We start from the raw sequence: 20,349 nt of genomic DNA, 5'->3' as shown, positions 1-20,349 counted from the left end.
ATGCCCGAAGTCATGCCCAAAGTGATCCGAAAGACGGCTTTCGCCCTCACCGCGTCCCTCGCTCTTCTCACCACCGCCTGTACCGGGCAGTCCTCCTCCGGCGCGGACGACGACGCGTCCAAGGAGACCACCATCAACTTCTGGCACGCCTGGAGCGCGCCCTCGGAGACGAAGGCCGTGAACGCGCTGATCGCGGGCTTCGAGAAGGCGCATCCCAACATCCACGTCAACGTCGTCGCCAACATGACCGACGACAAGATCAACCAGGCGCTGCGCAGCGGCGGGGACAAGGCGCCCGACGTCATCTCCTCCTTCACCACGAACAACGTGGGCAAGTTCTGCTCGTCGGGTGCCCTCGTGGACCTCAACCCCTTCTTCAAGAAGGCGGGCATCGACCCGGACGCGACCTTCCCGAAGGCGATGAACGAGTACACCCAGTTCGACGGCAACCGCTGCACGGTGCCGCTGCTGGGCGACGCCTACGGGCTCTACTACAACAAGACGGCCTTCAAGAAGGCGGGCATCGCGAACCCGCCCAAGACCTGGTCCGAGTTCGAGGCCGACGCGAAGAAGCTGACCATCTCCGACGGTGACGGTTACAAGCAGCTCGGCTTCATGCCCGACTACCACGGCTGGGAGACGACCACCGAGCACTACTTCGCCCAGTTCTCCCCGACGTACTTCGGCAAGGACGGCAAGTCGAGCCTCGCCACCGACCCCGCCTTCACCGCCGGATTCACGCTCCAGAAGAAGCTCGTGGACGAGCTGGGCGGCTTCCAGAAGCTGGAGAAGTACCGCTCCAAGCTGGGCGACGAATGGGGTCCCAAGCACCCGTTCCACACCGGCCAGGTCGCCATGCAGCTCGACGGCGAGTGGCGCCTCGGCATGGCCCTGGACGCCAAGCCCGGCTTCGAGATCGGAGTGGCCCCGCTGCCCGTGCCGGACGACCAGGCCTCCCAGTACGGCAAGGGCTACATCACCGGCACCATCGCCGGTATCGCCGCCAACAGCAAGAAGCAGAACGCCGCCTGGGAGCTGGTGAAGTACATGACCACGGACACGGACGCCGTGGTCGGCTTCGCCAACGACATCCACAACGTGCCGTCCACGCTCGCCGCGCTCAAGTCCCCGAAGCTGAAGTACGACCCGCGCTTCAAGACGTTCCTGGACATCGCGGCGAACCCGGATTCGACCACGACTCCCGCGTCGATCAACGGCGGCCAGTACCTGGTGACGATCCAGCAGCTCGGCTACGACTACGAGAGCGGCAAGGTCAAGGACCTCACGTCGGGCCTCGAGAGCACGGCCAAGCAGATCGACACGGACATCGCGCAGGCCAAGTAGCGATGAGCACGATCACCCCCGCGTCCAAGCGCCGCCGGGCGGCGCTTCGGACGGTCGCCTTCATGTCGCCCTGGCTGATCGGCTTCGCGGTCTTCTTCGCGTACCCGCTGATCTCCACGGTCTACTTCTCGTTCATGCACTACGACGGCTTCAGAGCGCCGACGTGGAGCGGGACGAAGAACTGGACGTACGTCTTCCAGGACTACCCGCTGTTCTGGCCCGCGCTGCGCAACACCCTGTGGCTGGTCCTCGTCATGGTCAGCCTGCGGGTCGTCTTCGGGCTCGGCGTCGGCATGCTCATCACGAAGATCAAGACGGGTACGGGTGTCTTCCGTACCCTCTTCTACCTGCCCTACCTCGCCCCGCCCGTCGCCGCCACGATGGCCTTCGCCTTCCTCCTCAACCCCGGTACGGGACCGGTCAACTCGATCCTGGAGAGGATCGGCCTGCCGGCGCCCGGCTGGTTCAACGACCCCGCCTGGTCCAAGCCCGCGCTCACCCTGCTCGCCCTGTGGGGTGTGGGCGACCTGATGGTCATCTTCATGGCCGCCCTGCTCGACGTGCCGAAGGAGCAGTACGAGGCGGCCGAGCTGGACGGTGCGTCGGCGTGGCAGCGCTTCCGGTACGTCACCCTGCCGAACATCTCGCCGATCGTGATGTTCGCGGTGGTCACCGGCGTGATCCAGACCATGCAGTACTACACGCAGCCGCTGATCGCGGGAAAGGTCGCCTCGGGTGTGATCCAGGGCGCCGGCACGCAGTTCGAGCCGGGCTACCCCGAGAAGTCCACCCTCACCCTGCCCCAGCTGGTCTACAACCTCGGCTTCCAGCGCTTCGACTACGGCTCCGCCTGTGTGGTCGCGCTCGTGCTCTTCGCCCTGTCCATGGTGTTCACCGCGTTCCTGATGCGGCGCCGGGGCGGTCTCAACCTGGCAGGTGACTGACCATGACCCAAGTACTCGACAAGCCGGTGGAGTTGAGAGCACCCGTCTCACCGGCCGAACGCACCGCCCGCCGCAAGGCCCTCCTGGAGTGGATCGCGGTCCACTCCCTCGGCGTGGCCGCCGCCCTCTTCTTCACCCTGCCCTTCGTCTTCGTGTTCCTGACCTCGCTGATGAGCGACACCCAGGCGCTCAGCCGCGATCTGATCCCGCACACCTGGGAGTGGGGCAACTACAAGAAGGTCTTCGACACACCCGGCTTCCTCACCTGGTGGAAGAACACGCTGATCTACGCGGGTCTGGGCACCGTCCTGACCGTCGTGTCGTCGATCCCGGTCGCCTACGCCCTCGCCAAGTTCCGCTTCCGGGGCCGCAACCTGTCCCTGATGCTGGTGATCTCGATGATGATGCTGCCCCCACAGGTGATCATCATCCCGATGTACCTGTTCTGGGCGAAGCAGCTGGACCTGTCCGGCACGCTGTGGCCGCTGATCATCCCGATGGCGTTCGGCGACGCGTTCTCCATCTTCCTGCTGCGCCAGTTCCTGATGACCATCCCGAACGAGTACCTGGACGCGGCGAAGGTCGACGGCTGCGGCGATCTGCGCACCCTGCTCAAGGTCGTCCTGCCCATGGCGAGGCCCGGCATCGCCGCCGTCGCGCTCTTCCAGTTCTTCTACGCCTGGAACGACTACTTCGGCCCGCAGATCTACGCCTCGGAGAACCCGGGGGCGTGGACCCTCAGTTACGGCCTGGAGTCGTTCAAGGGCGCGCACCACACCGACTGGAACCTCACCATGGCCGCGACGGTGCTGGTCATGGCCCCCGTGATCCTCGTCTTCTTCTTCGCCCAGAGGGCGTTCGTCGAGGGCGTCACGCTCACCGGAGTGAAGGGCTAGCAACACATGAAACTCACCGTGGTCGGCGGAGGCTCGACCTACACACCCGAACTCGTCGACGGGTTCGCGCGGCTGAGGGACACCCTGCCCGTCGAGGAACTCGTCCTCGTCGACCCGGCCGCCGAACGCCTGGAGCTGGTGGGCGGACTCGCCCGGCGCATCTTCGCCAAGCAGGGGCACCCCGGCCGCGTCGTGACGACGAGCGACCTGGACCAGGGGGTCGAGGGCGCCGACGCCGTACTGCTCCAGCTGAGGGTGGGCGGCCAGGCCGCGCGCGAACAGGACGAGACCTGGCCGCTGGAGTGCGGCTGCGTCGGCCAGGAGACCACCGGCGCGGGCGGTCTCGCCAAGGCGCTGCGCACGGTCCCGGTGGTCCTGGACATCGCCGAACGGGTCCGCCGCGCCAACCCGCAGGCCTGGATCATCGACTTCACCAACCCGGTCGGCATCGTCACCCGCGCGCTTCTGCAGGAGGGCCACCGGGCGGTCGGTCTGTGCAACGTCGCGATCGGCTTCCAGCGCAGGTTCGCCGCCCTGCTCGGTGTCACTCCGCTCGACGTCCACCTCGACCATGTGGGCCTCAACCATCTCACCTGGGAGACCGGTGTGCGCCTGGGCGGCCCCGAGGGCGAGAACGTGCTGCCGAAGCTGATAGCCGAGCACGGCGACTCGATCATCGAGGGCATGGGGCTGCCGCGCGCCCTCCTCGACCGGCTGGGCGCGGTCCCGTCGTACTACCTGCGCTACTACTACGCGCACGACGAGGTCGTACGCGAACTGAGGACGAAGCCGTCGCGCGCCGCCGAGGTGGCGGCCATGGAGCGGCAACTGCTGGAGATGTACGGCGACCCGGCACTCGACGAGAAGCCCGCGCTGCTCGCCAAGCGCGGCGGTGCCTACTACTCGGAGGCCGCGGTCGACCTCGCCGCGTCCCTGCTGGGCGGAGGGGGATCGCCCTACCAGGTGGTGAACGCGTACAACAAGGGCACGCTGCCCTTCCTGCCCGACGACGCGGTCATCGAGGTGCAGGCGGCCGTGGGACCGCACGGACCGACGCCCCTGCCCGTGCCCGCCGTGGACCCGTTGTACGCGGGCCTGATGGCGAACGTGACGGCGTACGAGGAGCTGGCTCTGGAGGCGGCCCTGCTCGGCGGCCGGGACCGCGTCTTCCGTGCCCTGCTCGCCCACCCCCTCATCGGCCAGTACGAGTACGCCGAAGCCCTCACCGACCAGCTGATCGCGCACAACCGGGAGCACCTCGCGTGGGCCTGACCGCAAGTGTCCTCGCCATCGACGCGGGCAACAGCAAGACCGACGTCGCTGTCGTGGCCGAAGACGGCGAGGTCCTCGGAACCGCTCGGGGCGGGGGCTTCCGCCCTCCGGTCGTGGGTGTCACGGCGGCCGTGGACGCCCTGGGCGAGGCCGTCGGGCAGGCCTTCGCCCGGGCCGGGGTCACGGCGGCCGGCCATGTCTCGGCCTGTCTCGCCAACGCCGACCTGCCGGTGGAGGAAGAGCAGTTGGCGGCCGCGCTGCAAGCGCGCGCGTGGGGGACGACCGTCGAGGTGCGCAACGACACCTTCGCCATCCTGCGGGCCGGTGTCGCCGAGCCCCGAGGGGTGGCGGTCGTCTGCGGCGCCGGGATCAACTGCGTCGGCATGCGCCCCGACGGACGCACGGCGCGCTTCCCCGCGATCGGCCGTATCTCCGGTGACTGGGGCGGCGGTTGGGGACTGGCGGAGGAGGCCCTGTGGTGGGCGGCCCGCGCGGAGGACGGCCGGGGCGGGCCCACGGAGCTGGCGCGCACCCTGCCGGCGCACTTCGGGCTCGACACCATGTACGCGCTCATCGAGGCGCTCCACCTGGAGCACATCGCCCACGACCGGCGCCATGAGCTGACGCCGGTGCTGTTCGCCACGGCCGTGCAGGGCGATCCGGTGGCCCGCGCGATCGTCGACCGGCTCGCGGCGGAGGTGGTCGCCATGGCGGCGGTCGCGCTGACCCGGCTCGACCTGCTCGACGAGGAGGCACCGGTGCTGCTCGGCGGAAGCATCCTCGCCGCCCGCCACCCCCAACTCGACGACCGTATACGGGAACTGCTGGCCGTCCGGGCCCCCAAGGCGGTCCCGCGGGTGGTCACGGCCCGCCCGGTGCTCGGCGCGGCCCTGCTGGGCCTGGACCACCGACACGCCCCGAAGGAGGCACACGCGCGCGTACGGACGTACTACGAGGACGCATGACCCTTGACCCGGCGCCCTGTACGGCCGCCGGGCCCCCGGGAACCGAACACAGGCACCCCGCGTATTCATGGACAGGGTGGGGCGACGAACGGCGTGACCGGCGTCCGGCACAAACGCTGCGATCCGGAAACAAGATCGTATAAAGGCCTGTGCGGATACCGGTCCCGGCGGCGATACTTGCCGCCGTGCGCCTGCGTCCGCTCCCACGCTCCGGACGGAGGTGACGGACGGATGACCATGGGGGAGGTCAAGTGACACAACCGCAGCAGGGCGGCGCGCCACCTGCGACGCCCACGATGACCGCCGTACCGCGGCAGGCCACGTCCGCGGTACGGACGGCCCCCGTGTCACCGGGCCGCCCGGCCCCGGCCCCGCCGCGCCGCACGGCCTTCGCCGAGGGCGTCGACCGGTTGCGCATCGCCGCGACCACCGAGCCCGGGCGGCTGCGCGTCATCGGTGCCGTCCTCGCCCTCGTCGTCGTCGCGTTCGGGGCCGTCACCGCCTGGCAGACGACCGACCGGGCGAACGCAGCGGACGACGTGCTGCACAGCAGCCAGCCGCTCAGCGCGGGCGCCGCCGACATCTACCGCTCCCTCGCGGACGCCAACACGACGGCCTCCAGCGGATTCCTGTCGGGTGGTCAGGAACCCGCCGCGACCACCGCGCGGTACGACAAGGACATCAGGACGGCCGCCGCCGGGCTCGTCACCGCGGCCGCGAGCACCGACCCCGGCTCCCCCGCCGCGACCACCATCGCCAAGCTCAACGAACTGCTCCCTCAGTACAAGGGCCTCATCGAGCGGGCCCGGGCCAACAACCGGCTGGGGTTCCCGGTGGGCGGCGCCTATCTGCGGGCGGCCAACGAGTTGATGCAGCAGGAGATGCTGCCGAAGGCGCAGGACCTGTACACCAAGGAGAACCAGCGGCTGCGCTCCGACTACGCGGGCGCGACCCCGTACCCCTGGTTCGCCATCGCCCTCGGCGTGCTCACCCTGGCCGCCCTCGGCTGGGCGCAGCGGCGCCACTTCCTGCGTACGAACCGGCTGCTCAACCACGGACTGGTCGCCGGCACGGCTACGGCCGCGATCCTGCTGGTGTGGCTCGTCGTGGGCCACAGCGTCGCCCGCGCCGGGCTGGACTCCTCGTACGCCCACGGCGTCCGCTCGCTGGACGTGCTGCACGACGCGCGCATCGCCTCCCTGAACGCGCGCGGCAACGAGAACCTCACGCTGGTCAGCCGCGGCGCCGAGACCAAGCAACTGCCCGACGGCACGGTCGAGGACGCGTACGACTACGCCTTCCAGCAGGACATGAAGACGCTCTCCGCCGGGCTCGCCAAGGCCGTGTCCCTGGCCGACGACCGGGCGGGCGAGCAGCCCGTGACGGCCGCGACCGGCAACATGAAGGTCTGGCAGCAGCGTCACAAGCAGGCCAGGACCGCCGACGACGACGGCGACTACCAGGCCGCCCTGAAAAAGATCATCGGCTCCGGGGCGGACCAGCCGACGGGCGAGTGCTTCGACAGCGTGGACGCGAACCTGGCGAAGGCACTGGGGCACGAGGAGAGCGAGTTCCGCCAGTCGGCCAGCGGTGGCCGGAATGCGATGACCGGGCTCCCGGCGGGCGCGGCGGTCCTCGCGCTGCTGGGCGCTTCGGGCACGCTGCTGGGTGTCGGACGCAGGCTTTCGGAGTACCGGTGAGAGGGGGAGCGGCGATGATCACACGGCGCCTGAGGGCGAGCCTGAAGGGCTGGGGCGGTGTGGGGGCGATGCTGGTCGCCTGCGTCCTCACCGCGGTCTTCGCGCTGCTTCTGCCGCTGAGCGGGGCGGGCGTGGACGGCTCCACCGGGACGGGCGGCCAGGGCCTCGCCGAGGGCACGCAGGCGAAGGCCGACTCCTGCGGCGGCCACCCGGAGCGGCTGAGCCCGCCGCCGTCCGGCGACGAGAGCGGCCGGGCGGTCACGGCCATCAAGACGCGCGGCTATCTGTCGGTGGGCGTGGACCAGAACAGCTACCGCTGGGGCTACCGGGACCCCAACGCCAAGGGCGGCGACCTCGAGGGCTTCGACATCGACCTCGCGCACGAGATAGCGCGGGCGATCCTCGGCGATCCGAACGCCGTGCGTTTTCACGCCATCCCCACCAACCAGCGCATTCCGGCGATCAAGAGCGGGCAGGTGGACATGGTGGTGCGCACCATGACGATCACCTGCGACCGGCTGCGGGAAGTCGCCTTCTCGGACCCGTATTTCACCACCGGCCAGCAGGTCCTCGCCCCGAAGGGGTCCGGCATCACGGGCTACGACAAGTCGCTCGCCGGCAAGAGGATCTGCTCGGCGGAGGGGTCGACGGCCAACACCAGGCTGGCGGACGACAAGAAGGCCGGCCGGCTGGCGGCGTCCACCGATATCTCCACCACCGTCCCCAATCAGCTCGACTGCCTGGTACGGCTGCAGCTCGGCGAGGTCGACGCGGTCGTCACCGACGGCGCGCTCGCGGCGAGCCAGGCGGCCCAGGACCCGACGGTCGAACTCAAGGGGAAGCCCTTCACGACCGAGTACTACGGCGTGGCGATGAACAAGGACTCCAAGGATCTGGTACGCCGGGTCAACCAGGTGCTGGTGGACTACCGCAAGACCGGCTGGCAGACCTCGTACGACAAGTGGTTGTCCCAGACGCTCGGCGCCGACTCGGCGTCGTCTCAGCCGCCTTCCTCCTGATCGAGGCAACCGACCTGATACCACTGGAGAGTTACCCCGGCGCACCGGACAGCGCGCACTGGGCACGACGAGACGAGAGGTGATCGATGGGCGTCGCGGGACCCACCGGGCCGGTGATGGACCGGGACGAGGTGGACCGTGCGCTGGCGCGGCTCGGCGCGGAGCACGAGGCCATAGAGACCTCGCTTCTCGCCCTGCAGGACCACGCGGGCCGCAGACTCCTCGAGGGTGCCGAGCTGACGGGCGTCACCAAGGAGCGCTGGACGTCGACAGAGGCGTCGATCACCCTGCTGTGGACGTACTTCGACGCCTATGCGGACGCTCTGCGCCGCGCACAGGAGATCCGCGCCCGCCGCCGCTGGTCCAGCCGTGAGGACCTGGTCGAGCTGACCGACCTGCTGCGCGGTTCCGGCGTCACCGTGGCGGGCAGCGCGTCGGCGACCGCGAACGCGCCGACGCTCGCGGGTTCCGGCAGGCTCAGCGAGCAGTTCACGCTTGCACAGCTCGTGGAGCGGATGAACGAGCTGTACGCGGCCTCGCTGGACATGGTCATCGCCGCGGACGCGGTGTGGTCCGCGCTGCCCGCCCGAATCGATTTACTGGCCGCGGAGTTGCAGCGCACCCGCCGACTGGCGCACTCCGTGGGCGTACGCCTGGGTGAGCATCCGGCCGGCGACGACCTGGAGCGCATCATGCGCACGCTGACGAACCTGCGCGAGCAGGTGGTCTCCGACCCGCTGGCGTACTGGGTCCCGACGCAGGGGAGTTCGGCGCCCGGCGGCGGCCGGCCGGACACGACGATGTACGACCGCGAGGCGCGCGCCCTGGAGGACGTGCGGCGGGAGATCGACGCGGTCCTGGCGGTCCGTCAAGATGCCGAGACCCGTCTCGTCAAGCTGCGCGACCTGCTCAGCCGTGCCGATCGCACGCTGTCGGAGGCCCGCAGCGCGCGCGGTGAGGTCCTCGCGAAGATCGCCGCCTCGGAGGTGCCCGCGGTCAGCGGTCCGCCGACCGTGCTGCAGGAACAGCTGGCGACCGCCGCCGAGTACCGCAGAAACGCCCAGTGGCACCGCCTCTCACCGCTCCTCGAGTCGCTGGAGCAGAGGGCGGAGGACGAACTGCTGCGGGCCCGCGAGTCCCTGACGGCGGTCACCGCGCCCCTGGCCGTCCGCGCCGAGCTGCGCGGCCGTCTGGACGCGTACAAGGCGAAGGTCGCCCGGCACGGCCTCGCGGAGGACCCGGTGCTGGTCGAGCGGTACGACGCGGCGCGCCGCATGCTGTGGAGCGCGCCCTGCGACCTCAGAGTCGCCGAACAGGCGGTGCTGCGCTACCAGCAGGCGACCGCCGAGCTGCTCGGTCCGCGCGTGCCCCAGCAGGGCGAGCCGGCCGACCGGAGGGGGGATGCATGAGCCAGGCAGGACAGAAGTGCCAGCGGCCCGGCTGCGAGGGGTCGTACGAGGACGTGGGCGGCGGCGAGCTGTACTGCGACACGTGCGGACTCGCGCCGGTCGTCTCGGTGACGGGCATGGTCGGCCCGTCCGCCACGGGTGTCACCGCGGGCGGCAAGGGCTCACAGGGCTCGGAAAGCGCAGGATCGGGAGCCAGCTCCCGCACCTCGTCGCGGTCCTCCCAGTCCCGCCGCTCGGTGTCGGGACGGCTCACGGGCCGCTCTTCCAGCCGCTCGGTGTCGGTCCGCAGCTCCGGTTCGACGAGCGGGACTTCGGGGCGCAGCCGGCTCGGCCTCGGCCTGGTCCAGGTCCCGGACGTGCCGCGGCCCGACCCCCGTGCCATGGTCCTCGAGAACCCCGAAGTCCCCGAGCGCAAGCGGTTCTGCTCGCGTTCCGACTGCGGGGCCCCCGTGGGGCGGTCGCGCGGCGAGAAGACCGGGCGCACCGAAGGGTTCTGCACCAAGTGCGGCCACCCCTACTCGTTCGTGCCCAAGCTGCACGCCGGGGACATCGTGCACGGCCAGTACGAGGTCGTGGGCTGCCTCGCGCACGGCGGGCTCGGCTGGATCTACCTCGCGGTGGACCGCGCGGTCTCCGACCGGTGGGTGGTCCTCAAGGGCCTGCTCGACACCGGCGACCAGGACGCGATGGCCGCGGCGATCTCCGAGCGGCGCTTCCTCGCGGAGATCGAGCACTCCAACATCGTGCGCATCTACAACTTCGTGGAGCACCTCGACCAGCGCACCGGCTCACTCGACGGCTACATCGTCATGGAGTACGTCGGCGGCAAGTCCCTCAAGGAGATCGCCAACTCCCGCCGCACCCCGGACGGAAGCCGCGATCCGCTGCCGGTCGAGCAGGCGTGCGCATACGGCATCGAGGCGCTCGAGGCCCTCGGCCATCTGCACAGCCGCAACCTCCTGTACTGCGACTTCAAGGTCGACAACGCGATCCAGACCGAGGACCAGCTCAAGCTGATCGACATGGGCGCCGTACGCCGGATGGACGACGACGAGTCGGCCATCTACGGCACGGTCGGCTACCAGGCGCCGGAGGTCGCGGAGGTCGGTCCGTCGGTGGCGAGCGACCTCTACACGGTCGCGCGCACCCTCGCCGTGCTCACCTTCGACTTCCAGGGCTACACGAGCGTCTACGTGGACTCCCTGCCCGACCCGGACAGCATCGAGGTCCTCCGCCGATACGAGTCCTTCTACCGCCTGCTGGTGCGCGCCACCGACCCCGACCCGGCCCGCCGGTTCGCGTCCGCGCAGGAGATGTCGGAGCAGCTGACGGGAGTGCTGCGGGAGGTCGTCGCCCTCCAGACGAACCGCCCGCGGCCCGCTCTGTCGACGCTGTTCGGGCCCGAGGTCAAGGTCACGGACACGGAGCTGTTCCCGAGGCTGGACGGGGACGTGTCGCGGCTGGGGGCCAGAGTGGTGGCGCCCCGGCGCCGCCGAGGGACCGCAGAGGGCTCCGGCACTCTCGCGTCCACCGGCGCCGTGGTCCCCTCTTCGCTCTCTCCTGCCGCCCTGTCCTCCGCCGTCACGGCCTCCGGTGGTGGCGGATGGCCGGGCGCCGCAGGCACGGGCGGACCGGCCGCCGACGGTTCCGCCACGCCCGCCGTCGTCAAGACGGTCGACGCCTCCGCCGCCGCGCTCGCGCTGCCGGTCCCCCACGTCGACCCCGGCGACCCCAACGCCGGTTTCCTCGCCGGTCTCATGGCCTCCGCGCCCTCGGAGCTCATCACCGCGCTGCACGCCGCGCCCGTGAACTCGCTGGAGCTGCGTCTGCGCGAACTGCGGGCCCGGCTGGAGATGGGCGAGGCGGACGCCGCCGGACGGGCCCTGGAGGCGCTGGAGGCGGACCACCCCGACGACTGGCGGGTCGTGTGGTACCGCGGTGCCACCGCGCTGGTCACCGGCGACCACGAGGGCGCCGCGCTCTCCTTCGACGCGATCTACGACGCCTTCCCCGGCGAGCCCGCCCCGAAGCTCGCCCTCGCCCTGTGCGCGGAGGTCCTCGGCCAGCTCGACAACGCCGCCGAGTACTACGGACTCGTATGGACGACCGACCCCAGTTACGTCAGTTCGGCGTTCGGCCTGGCCCGTGTCCAGCTCGCCTCCGGTGACCGCCGCGGTGCCGTTCGCACCCTGGAGTCCGTGCCCGAGGCCTCCATCCACTACACAGCCGCCCGTGTCGCCGCCGTGCGGGCACGGCTGCGGCACCGTACGGGCCAGGGCCCCGACCCGGCCTTTCTGGACGACCTCGTGGCCGCCGCGGGACAGGTCCAGGCGCTGGAGGCGTACGGCCTGGACGCCGTGCGGCGCGAGCAGTTGTCCACAGAGGTCCTCGGTTGCGCCCTGGACTGGGTACTCTCCGGTAGCCAGGCCTCCGAGCCGTCGGCGGCGCCGGGTGGGCGGGCGCTGCTCGGCAGCGACCTGGACGAGCGCGGCCTCCGCTTCGGCCTGGAGCGTTCGTACCGGACGTTGGCCAGGCTCGCGCAGGGCGGCGAGGAGAGGATCGACCTGGTGGAACGAGCCAACCGTTACCGCCCCCGGACGTGGGTGTGATCGATGTCGCAGATGCCCCAGCCGACAGCCCTTTCGAGGTGCCCCAGTTGTGAGGAGCCCCTCGAGTCGGGCGACCGCTACTGCGGGGCCTGCGGGTACGACCTGTCGGTGGTGCCCGCCCCGCCTGCGGACACCCCGACGCTCACCATGAACAGCACGGCCCCGCACCCGCGTTCGGAGGCGGATTCCGTGGACTGGCCCGCCGCACCCCCGTCGGGCGGCCCCGGTGTGCCCGCACCGGTGCATCTGCCGACCGACATCCAGGGCACCGACTCGGGCGGTTCCCAGCTGCCCGTCGCGTCCACGGCGAAGGACGCCTCCAAGGGCGTGCGGTTCGACCGTCCGTCGGAGCCCGACGACTACCACCTCGCGGCCCCGCAGCCCGTCGACCCGCGCACCGCCGTCCCGGCCACTCCGCCTTCCGGCACCAAGGTCTGCGTGGCCTGCCGCGCGGGGAACGTGGACGACGACGGCTACTGCGAGAACTGCGGCCACGCCCAGCCGCGCGAACGCGACCACGTGGAGCAGGAGTCGGGAGCGGTGGCCGCGGTCAGCGACCGGGGCCTGCGCCACCACCGCAACGAGGACGCGTTCGCCGTCTCCTCGACCGCGCTGCCCGACGGCTCGCCCGCCGTCGTCGCGATCGTCTGCGACGGCGTCTCCTCCGCGACCCGCCCCGACGAGGCGTCGCTCGCCGCCGCCCGCGCGGCGAACGAGGAGCTGCTGGACGCCCTGCCGCGCGGCACCCACCCCCAGCAGGCCATGCACGAGGCCATCGTGATCGCCTCGCACGCCGTCAACGCACTGGCCACCGAGCCGGAGACGGCCCAGGAACACACCCCGCACCAGAACGCGCCCGCCTGCACCCTCGTCGGCGCGGTCGTCACCAGCAGCCTGCTCGTCGTCGGCTGGGTCGGCGACAGCCGCGCCTACTGGATCCCGGTCGACCGATCGGCCCCGCCGGCCCGGCTCACCGAGGACGACTCGTGGGCCGCGCAGATGGTCGCCGCGGGCCTGATGAGCGAGGCCGAGGCGTACGCCGACGAGCGCGCCCACGCGATCACCGGCTGGCTCGGCGCGGACGCGTACGAACTGGAGCCGCACACCGCTTCGTTCAAGCCGGACCGTCCGGGTGTGGTCGTGGTCTGCACGGACGGGCTGTGGAACTACGCGGAGGCCGCCGAGGAGATGGCCGAGGTGGTGCCGCCCGGCGCCGAACTGCGGCCGCTGCACACCGCACAGGTGCTCGTGGGGCACGCCCTGGACGGCGGGGGCCACGACAACGTAACAGTGGCCGTGCTCCCGTTCCCCGCCCCTCCGCAGGGGGCAGGATCCGCCTGAGGCGTGCCCCGTGGGCACACCCGTGGCCGGCGAGAACGGCCCTAGGACCGGAGGGGACCGGTCCGCAACCAGTCATCACCCCACGGCGGTGGGGTCCTCTAGTGGGATCAGAGAAGGCATGGCCAATTTCTCGAAGTCGAACGTGCCGCAGTTCTCGGTGGACGTCTACCAGAACGAGTACCTGCCGGAGGGCGGCCGGGAGGTCAACGCCATCGTGACGGTCACGGCGACCGGCGGCGGCACCACCGGAAGCGCCGTCGCCGCGCCCCACCTCTACACGCCCGGGCACGGCCCGAGCGCCGCCGTGGCGATCATGGTCGACTGCTCCGGGTCGATGGACTACCCGCCGACCAAGATGCGCAACGCACGCGACGCGACGGCCGCGGCCATCGACACCCTGCGCGACGGTGTGCACTTCGCGGTGGTCGGCGGCACCCATGTGGCCAAGGAGGTCTACCCGGGCGGCGGGCGGCTCGCCGTCGCCGACGCGACCACCCGCGGCCAGGCGAAGCAGGCGCTGCGCAGGCTCAGCGCCGGCGGCGGCACCGCGATCGGCACCTGGCTGCGCCTCGCCGACCGGCTGCTGTCCTCGGCCGATGTCTCCATACGCCACGGCATCCTGCTCACCGACGGCCGCAACGAGCACGAGTCGCCCACCGACCTGAAGGCCGCGCTGGACGCCTGCGCCGGCCGTTTCACCTGTGACGCGCGTGGAGTGGGCACCGACTGGGAGGTCAAGGAGGTCACCGGGATCGCCTCCGCGCTGCTCGGCACGGCCGACATCGTCGCCGACCCGGCCGCCCTCGCCGCCGACTTCACGCAGATGATGGAGACGGCGATGGGCAAGGAGGTCGCCGATGTCTCGCTGCGGCTGTGGACGCCTCTCGGGACGGAGATCAAGTTCGTCAAGCAGGTCGCGCCCACCGTCGAGGACCTGACCGCTCGCCGGACCGAGGCGGGCCCGCGCGCCGGGGACTACCCCACCGGCTCCTGGGGCGACGAGTCCCGTGACTACCACGTGTGCGTCCGGGTCCCGGCCGCGAACATCGGCCAGGAGATGCTGGCCGCACGGGTGTCCCTGGTGATACCGCAGAGCGACGGCAGCGCCCAGAACCTCGGCGCCCAGGGGCTCGTACGGGCCGTGTGGACCGACGACATGACGGCGTCCACATCGATCAACCCCCAAGTCGCGCACTACACGGGCCAGGCCGAACTGGCACAGGTCATCCAGCAAGGACTGGATCTACGCAAAGCGGGCGATTTCGATGGTGCAACGGCCAAGCTGGGCCGCGCCGTTCAGCTCGCCAGCGTCTCGGGAAACGCGGATACTGCGAAACTGCTTGCGAAGGTGGTGGACGTGGTCGATGCCACGACAGGTACTGTGCGACTGAAGACAAAGGTCGCGGAGGCCGACGAGATGACTCTCGAGACACGGTCCACAAAGACTGTTCGTGTAAAGAAGTGACCTGAAAGTCCTGCCAGCAACGAGCCCGACCCCGCGGGGTCGGAGAACCACACCGGCCCCAGCGGCCGGAGAAGGAGAGGGGGAAGCGCCGACATGCCGACCTGCCCGAACGGACACCAGTCGGGTTCCGACGACTGGTGCGAGGTCTGCGGTCACCGTATGGCCGGTGCCGTGCCCCCGCCGCCTCCGCCGCCGCCCACCACCGGTTACGGCTATCCGCCGCCGGGTTCGCCCCCGCCGCCTCCGGGCGCGGGCGGCCGGCCCGGTGGACGGCCGATGTCCGCCGCACCAAACTCCGAACCGGAACTCTGCCCGCAGTGCCGTACGCCCCGCGAGGGCGGCGCGCCGTTCTGCGAGGAGTGCCGGTGGAACTTCCTGACCAACACGGCGACCTCGTACACCCCCGCCGCACCGCGCCCGTCGGCGCCCAACCCGGCCCTGCGCTTCCAGCAGGGCGGGCAGACCGTGCCCGGCCCCGACTCGTTCGACTACGAGAGGTCCCGCCCCTCGCAGGTGAACCGGCCCGCGGAACCGATTCCTCCGGGGCCGGCCTTCGGCGACGAGCCGTCCGGTCCGACCGGCTTCGGCGGAGGGGGCTCGCGCCAGTCCGGGTACGGCGGCGATTCCCCGCGCCCGTCCGTCTTCGGTGGCGACTCCTCCTCCCCGTCCGGCTTCGGTGGCGAATCCGCACGCCCGTCCGTCTTCGGCGGCGACCCCTCCTCCCCGTCCGCATTCGGTGGGGATCGCTCGAATCCGGCTCCGCCGCCGCCCGGGCCCACGACAGGTGGCGCCGGCGGTCCTCGGACCGGTGCCCCGGAAGCGCCCTCGGCCTTCCAGGGCGGTGCCCCCTCCGCCTTCCAGCGGCAGGCCCCGCCTCCCCCGCCGCCGACCCAGGGCTTCCCGCCCGCTCCGCCGCAGCCCGGCGGTCCGTCCTTCGGCGGCGGTGACGACGACTGGGTGATCTCGCCTCCGTCGTCCTCCCCGGCCACCGGGGCGACCGGCGGTCCGGCGGGCCCCGGTGCCGGTCAGGGCGGGGGCTACGGCTACCCGCAGCCCGGTTCCGGCCAGGCCGCCCCGCCTCCCTACGAGCAGCAGCCGCTCACCTGGACCGCGACCATCGGTCCGGACCGCGAGTACTTCATGGCGATGATGCAGCGCTCCGGCCCCGAGGCCGCGGGCCTCAACCTGCCGGCGTACTCCCCGGAGCAGCAGCGCACCCTCACCGGCAACCAGGTCACCATCGGCCGCCGGCGCCACTCCACCGGTGACACCCCGGACATCGACCTGTCCGTGCCGCCGGAGGATCCGGGCGTCTCGCACCAGCACGCGCTCCTGGTCCGGCAGCCGGACGGCTCCTGGGCGGTCGTCGACCAGAACTCCACGAACGGCACCACGGTCAACGGCGGCGAGGAGCCCATCCAGCCCTTCGTTCCGGTGCCCCTCCAGGACGGGGACCGGGTGCACGTGGGCGCGTGGACGACGATCACGATCCGCCGGGGCTGAGCACTCAGGGCCGCGTGCGCGTACGGGACTGCTCATGGGCTCTCGTACGCGTGCGCGGCCGTGGCTTCTCATCTGTTCTTCTCCGCTCTTCTGCGGCCCGGTCTCCACGGGCTGGTGTGCCGGGCCGGTGTTCCGGCATGGCGTTCCCTGGCGGCGTTTCCGGGTCCTTTGTGCGGCTTCGCGGCGCGCGGTTCGGTTTTGCCGCCGGTCGTGCGGCATTCACGCGCGATGTTCTGGGATGGGGTTCCCCGTGCGGCCTTGCGGTCGGGTGGTCAGGGGCGTGGCCAGGGTGCGCGGCCGATAGCAGGTCCTGGCTCACTCCGGCACCCCCTCCCGCCCCTACGCGCCGTCGCCTGGGCCCACGCGGCCGGCTGCCTGGCCAGTGGGCGGTTCAGAGGGGTGGTCCTAAGCCTTGGGACCTCGGTCGTCGCGTCTGAGACCATGGACGACGTGAGAGAGATTCGGCGCGGCACGCTGCAGGAGCAGACCTTCTACGAGCAGGTCGGCGGTGAGGAGACCTTCCGCCGTCTCGTGCACCGCTTCTACGAGGGGGTGGCCGAGGATCCAGCCCTGCGGGCGATGTATCCGGAGGAGGACCTGGGCCCGGCCGAGGAGCGCCTCACCCTGTTCCTGATCCAGTACTGGGGCGGCCCGACGACCTACGGCCAGAAGCGCGGCCATCCGCGCCTGCGCATGCGCCACGCCCCGTTCACCGTGAACCAGGCCGCCCATGACGCCTGGCTCAAGCACATGCGGGTCGCCGTCGACGAACTCGGCCTCTCCGAGGAGCACAGCACCACGCTGTGGAACTACCTGACGTACGCGGCGGCGTCGATGGTGAACAGCCCGGAGTGAGTCCGAGAGGTCCGGGCCGGGGCCGGGGACTCCCGGCCCGCAGGCTTGCTGTCCGGCGGCGGATCCCCGCCGTCAGCGGACGCTGACGCCCAGGGCGCCGAGCCCGGCCCGCCGCACGGCGATCGAGCCGTACGGTGTCCGCAGCCTCAGCCACGTGCCCGACGAGAACAACCCCAGCGGCTCGGTGCCGGACGCCGACCGCGGTACGGGGCGGAGGAAGCCGAGCGACTGCGCCGCGTGCGCGGCCCGCACCGGCAGCTCGGTGCCGCCGATCGCGCGGGACCAGATCTCTCTGCCGATCCGGTCGAGTTCGGTACGCGTGCGCCGCTCGGGAGCCAGTTCCTCCGTACGCGAACGGAATTCCGCGACCGCCGCGGCCACGGTCGCCCGCAGCACGTCGGGGGCGGGCAGTCCCGGCTCGGGCCGCCAGCCGCTGCGCGGCGGGAGGACCCCGGCCCACGGCGGCCCGGTGACGGCCGCCGGTACGCCGGCTGTGGCCGCCGGCTCATCGACGGATTCCAGGAGTTCGCCGGCCGAGACGGTCACGTCGAGCCCGACCTCCAGGCCGTTCTCGTACGGCTTGGACAGCCGTACCGCCCGGACCGCAAGCACCTCGAACGACGGCGGCCGCCCGAACACGGCCAGCGTCGTCCCGGTCGACTGCACACGCACCACCGCACCGCGGTCGTAGTGGATCAGCCTGGCCAGGAAGGCGGCAAGGTCCGCCGCCTCCCCGTCGTCCTCGAGATGGAGCACCGTCATGCGGCGACGGCCTCCTCCTCGTCGTCCTTGTACCCCGCGAGGAACTCCCGCTCCTCGGCGGTGAGCCGCCGCGGCCGCTGTGCCTCGAAATCGAACGGCACTATCACGGTCGAGGCCCGGACATAGACCTGTTCCGGGTCCTTCACTTCGTAGCCCAGCGTGAAGGACGCGGCCTTGATCTCCATGACCCACAGCTCGATGTCCACCGGCGCGTGCCGGTGGACGAGCTGGCGTTTGTAGTCGATCTCGTGGCGCGCCACCACGGACCCCTGCTTGAACTGCTTGTCCGGGCGGAACAGGAAGTCGATACGGGCTTCCTCCAGGTAGCGGAGGAACACCACGTTGTTGACGTGGCCGTATGCGTCCATGTCCGCCCAGCGCAGAGGGCAGCGGTAGATGTGCCGCAAGATCAGCCCCGGGTCAGCTTCTTGTAGGTGGCACGGTGCGGACGGGCCGCGTCCGGGCCGAGCCGCTCGATCTTGTTCTTCTCGTACGACTCGAAGTTGCCCTCGAACCAGAACCACCTGGAGTCGCCCTCGTAGGCGAGGATGTGGGTGGCGACGCGGTCGAGGAACCACCGGTCGTGGGAGACGACCACGGCACAGCCCGGGAACTCGAGCAGCGCGTTCTCCAGCGACGAGAGCGTCTCGACGTCGAGGTCGTTGGTCGGCTCGTCGAGGAGCAGCAGGTTGCCGCCCTGCTTCAGCGTCAGCGCGAGGTTGAGGCGGTTGCGCTCACCACCGGAGAGAACACCCGCGGGCTTCTGCTGGTCCGGGCCCTTGAAGCCGAACGCCGACACATAGGCCCGCGACGGCATCTCGACCTGGCCGACGTTGATGTAGTCGAGCCCGTCGGAGACGACCTCCCACAGCGTCTTCTTCGGGTCGATGTTCTCGCGGCTCTGGTCGACGTACGAGATCTTGACGGTCTCGCCGACCTTGATCGAACCGGAATCGGGCTCCTCCAGCCCCTGGATCATCTTGAACAGCGTGGTCTTGCCCGCACCGTTCGGACCGATGACGCCGACGATGCCGTTACGCGGCAGGGTGAAGCTGAGGCCGTCGACGAGGACCTTCTCCCCGAAGGCCTTGTTGAGCTTGTCGACCTCGACCACGACGCTGCCCAGACGCGGGCCCGGCGGAATCTGGATCTCCTCGAAGTCCAGCTTCCGCATCTTGTCGGCCTCGGCCGCCATCTCCTCGTAGCGGGCCAGACGCGCCTTGGACTTGGCCTGCCGCCCCTTGGCGTTGGAGCGGACCCACTCCAGCTCTTCCTTCAGACGCTTCTGCCGCTTGGCGTCCTTCTGGCCCTCGACCTTCAGACGCGTGGCCTTGGTCTCGAGGTAAGTGGAGTAGTTGCCCTCGTACGGGTAGGCGCGGCCGCGGTCGAGCTCGAGGATCCACTCCGCGACGTTGTCCAGGAAGTACCGGTCGTGGGTGATGGCCACGACGGTGCCCGGGTACTTGGCCAGGTGCTGCTCCAGCCAGTTCACGGACTCGGCGTCGAGGTGGTTGGTGGGCTCGTCGAGCAGCAGCAGGTCGGGCTGCTCCAGCAGGAGCTTGCACAGGGCGACGCGGCGGCGCTCACCACCGGAGAGGTTGGTGACGGGCCAGTCGCCGGGCGGGCAGCCCAGGGCGTCCATGGCCTGCTCCAGCTGCGCGTCCAGGTCCCACGCGTTCGCGTGGTCGAGCTGCTCCTGGAGCTTGCCCATCTCGTCCATGAGCTCGTCGGTGTACTCGACCGCCATCTGCTCGGCGATCTCGTTGAACCGGTCGAGCTTGCCCTTGATCTCGGCGACACCCTCCTGGACGTTCTCCAGGACGTTCTTCTCCTCGTTCAGCGGGGGCTCCTGGAGCAGGATGCCGACGCTGTAACCGGGAGTGAGGAAGGCGTCACCGTTCGACGGCTGCTCAAGACCGGCCATGATCTTGAGGACGGTCGACTTACCGGCGCCGTTCGGGCCGACGACGCCGATCTTCGCACCCGGCAGGAAGCTCAGGGTTACGTCGTCGAGAATCACCTTGTCGCCGTGCGCCTTGCGCGCCTTGCGCATGGTGTAAATGAACTCAGCCAAGAGAAACCGTCCGGCAGCTTGAAATCTGGCAGTGGGCAGATACACCCCATCTTGCCTGACCGCCACCCCTGAGCGGAAACCCGTTACGCCCGGGGCCTCTGACGCGTAAATAGCAGCAGGTCAGGGCGGGTGTGGGCAGGGGTGGGTGCCCGGTGGCCGTTGGGGGCTGCCGGGTGTGCGGGTCTGCCGGT

Annotated in this window: 16 protein-coding genes; 13 read left to right on the top strand and 3 right to left on the bottom strand. The window is 70.7% G+C overall.

The window, feature by feature from the left end:
- The first annotated feature begins 12 nt into the window (after positions 1–12).
- The 13 genes from ABZ904_RS34155 (at position 13) to ABZ904_RS34095 (ending at position 17,322) form a co-directional block, all read left to right on the top strand.
- The gene (locus ABZ904_RS34155) at positions 13–1,344 is read left to right on the top strand and encodes an ABC transporter substrate-binding protein (RefSeq protein WP_361827786.1); all 1,332 of its coding nucleotides are present in this window, start codon (positions 13–15) and stop codon (positions 1,342–1,344) included.
- A gap of 2 nt (positions 1,345–1,346) precedes the next feature.
- Positions 1,347–2,288: a sugar ABC transporter permease gene (locus ABZ904_RS34150; protein ID WP_360999218.1), complete on the top strand. Its 942-nt coding sequence runs from the start codon at positions 1,347–1,349 to the stop codon at positions 2,286–2,288.
- A gap of 2 nt (positions 2,289–2,290) precedes the next feature.
- The gene (locus ABZ904_RS34145; RefSeq protein WP_360999220.1) at positions 2,291–3,184 is read left to right on the top strand and encodes a carbohydrate ABC transporter permease; all 894 of its coding nucleotides are present in this window, start codon (positions 2,291–2,293) and stop codon (positions 3,182–3,184) included.
- 6 nt (positions 3,185–3,190) lie between these two features.
- Positions 3,191–4,456, top strand: a complete 1,266-nt coding sequence (locus ABZ904_RS34140; RefSeq protein WP_359400670.1) for a 6-phospho-beta-glucosidase — start codon at positions 3,191–3,193, stop codon at positions 4,454–4,456.
- On the top strand, positions 4,447–5,421 hold the full coding sequence (locus ABZ904_RS34135; protein ID WP_361827745.1) for a BadF/BadG/BcrA/BcrD ATPase family protein: 975 nt from the start codon (positions 4,447–4,449) through the stop codon (positions 5,419–5,421). The genes ABZ904_RS34140 and ABZ904_RS34135 overlap by 10 nt, the downstream gene beginning before the upstream one ends.
- 251 nt (positions 5,422–5,672) lie before the next feature.
- Entirely contained in the window at positions 5,673–7,121 is a 1,449-nt protein-coding gene (locus ABZ904_RS34130; RefSeq protein ID WP_360999226.1) for a hypothetical protein, read from the top strand.
- Positions 7,122–7,135: 14 nt separating this feature from the next.
- Entirely contained in the window at positions 7,136–8,140 is a 1,005-nt protein-coding gene (locus ABZ904_RS34125; protein ID WP_359400661.1) for a glutamate ABC transporter substrate-binding protein, read from the top strand.
- A gap of 86 nt (positions 8,141–8,226) precedes the next feature.
- The gene (locus tag ABZ904_RS34120) at positions 8,227–9,549 is read left to right on the top strand and encodes a hypothetical protein (protein ID WP_360999228.1); all 1,323 of its coding nucleotides are present in this window, start codon (positions 8,227–8,229) and stop codon (positions 9,547–9,549) included.
- The gene (locus ABZ904_RS34115; RefSeq protein WP_359400655.1) at positions 9,546–12,158 is read left to right on the top strand and encodes a tetratricopeptide repeat protein; all 2,613 of its coding nucleotides are present in this window, start codon (positions 9,546–9,548) and stop codon (positions 12,156–12,158) included. Before ABZ904_RS34120 ends, ABZ904_RS34115 begins: the two co-directional genes overlap by 4 nt.
- A 3-nt stretch (positions 12,159–12,161) precedes the next feature.
- Positions 12,162–13,499 carry a protein phosphatase 2C domain-containing protein gene (locus ABZ904_RS34110; RefSeq protein WP_360999230.1) on the top strand — a complete coding sequence of 446 codons (1,338 nt, stop codon included), beginning with the start codon at positions 12,162–12,164 and terminating at the stop codon, positions 13,497–13,499.
- A gap of 118 nt (positions 13,500–13,617) precedes the next feature.
- Positions 13,618–14,964, top strand: coding sequence for a VWA domain-containing protein (locus tag ABZ904_RS34105; protein WP_360999232.1), 1,347 nt, complete (start codon positions 13,618–13,620; stop codon positions 14,962–14,964).
- 93 nt (positions 14,965–15,057) lie between these two features.
- Complete coding sequence (locus ABZ904_RS34100; protein WP_360999234.1) at positions 15,058–16,467, top strand: FHA domain-containing protein; 1,410 nt, start codon at positions 15,058–15,060, stop codon at positions 16,465–16,467.
- A gap of 441 nt (positions 16,468–16,908) precedes the next feature.
- Complete coding sequence (locus ABZ904_RS34095) at positions 16,909–17,322, top strand: globin (RefSeq protein WP_359400643.1); 414 nt, start codon at positions 16,909–16,911, stop codon at positions 17,320–17,322.
- 72 nt (positions 17,323–17,394) lie between these two features.
- Here the strand turns inward: ABZ904_RS34095 and ABZ904_RS34090 are convergent, their stop codons facing one another.
- From ABZ904_RS34090 to ettA, 3 genes are read right to left on the bottom strand one after another with little or no spacing between them, the layout of a single operon-like run.
- Entirely contained in the window at positions 17,395–18,084 is a 690-nt protein-coding gene (locus ABZ904_RS34090; protein WP_360999237.1) for a hypothetical protein, read from the bottom strand.
- On the bottom strand, positions 18,081–18,491 hold the full coding sequence (locus ABZ904_RS34085; RefSeq protein ID WP_359400637.1) for a thioesterase family protein: 411 nt from the start codon (positions 18,489–18,491) through the stop codon (positions 18,081–18,083). The genes ABZ904_RS34090 and ABZ904_RS34085 overlap by 4 nt, the downstream gene beginning before the upstream one ends.
- A gap of 2 nt (positions 18,492–18,493) precedes the next feature.
- Complete coding sequence (gene ettA, locus ABZ904_RS34080; RefSeq protein WP_360999239.1) at positions 18,494–20,158, bottom strand: energy-dependent translational throttle protein EttA; 1,665 nt, start codon at positions 20,156–20,158, stop codon at positions 18,494–18,496.
- Between the last annotated feature and the right edge of the window lie 191 nt (positions 20,159–20,349).

Source organism: Streptomyces sp. NPDC046900 (assembly GCF_040644975.1).
In the GTDB taxonomy this organism is placed as follows: Bacteria; Actinomycetota; Actinomycetes; order Streptomycetales; family Streptomycetaceae; genus Streptomyces.
Note: the sequence above shows the minus strand (reverse complement) of the source record. Positions and strands in the feature narration are given on the sequence as shown.

Coding starts and splice junctions, on each gene's coding strand:
- ABZ904_RS34155 (WP_361827786.1), top strand. CDS start 13: ATGCCCAAAGTGATCCGAAAGACGGCTTTCGCCCTCACCGCGTCCCTC.
- ABZ904_RS34150 (WP_360999218.1), top strand. CDS start 1,347: ATGAGCACGATCACCCCCGCGTCCAAGCGCCGCCGGGCGGCGCTTCGG.
- ABZ904_RS34145 (WP_360999220.1), top strand. CDS start 2,291: ATGACCCAAGTACTCGACAAGCCGGTGGAGTTGAGAGCACCCGTCTCA.
- ABZ904_RS34140 (WP_359400670.1), top strand. CDS start 3,191: ATGAAACTCACCGTGGTCGGCGGAGGCTCGACCTACACACCCGAACTC.
- ABZ904_RS34125 (WP_359400661.1), top strand. CDS start 7,136: ATGATCACACGGCGCCTGAGGGCGAGCCTGAAGGGCTGGGGCGGTGTG.
- ABZ904_RS34120 (WP_360999228.1), top strand. CDS start 8,227: ATGGGCGTCGCGGGACCCACCGGGCCGGTGATGGACCGGGACGAGGTG.
- ABZ904_RS34115 (WP_359400655.1), top strand. CDS start 9,546: ATGAGCCAGGCAGGACAGAAGTGCCAGCGGCCCGGCTGCGAGGGGTCG.
- ABZ904_RS34110 (WP_360999230.1), top strand. CDS start 12,162: ATGTCGCAGATGCCCCAGCCGACAGCCCTTTCGAGGTGCCCCAGTTGT.
- ABZ904_RS34105 (WP_360999232.1), top strand. CDS start 13,618: ATGGCCAATTTCTCGAAGTCGAACGTGCCGCAGTTCTCGGTGGACGTC.
- ABZ904_RS34100 (WP_360999234.1), top strand. CDS start 15,058: ATGCCGACCTGCCCGAACGGACACCAGTCGGGTTCCGACGACTGGTGC.
- ABZ904_RS34095 (WP_359400643.1), top strand. CDS start 16,909: ATGGACGACGTGAGAGAGATTCGGCGCGGCACGCTGCAGGAGCAGACC.
- ABZ904_RS34090 (WP_360999237.1), bottom strand. CDS start 18,084: ATGACGGTGCTCCATCTCGAGGACGACGGGGAGGCGGCGGACCTTGCC.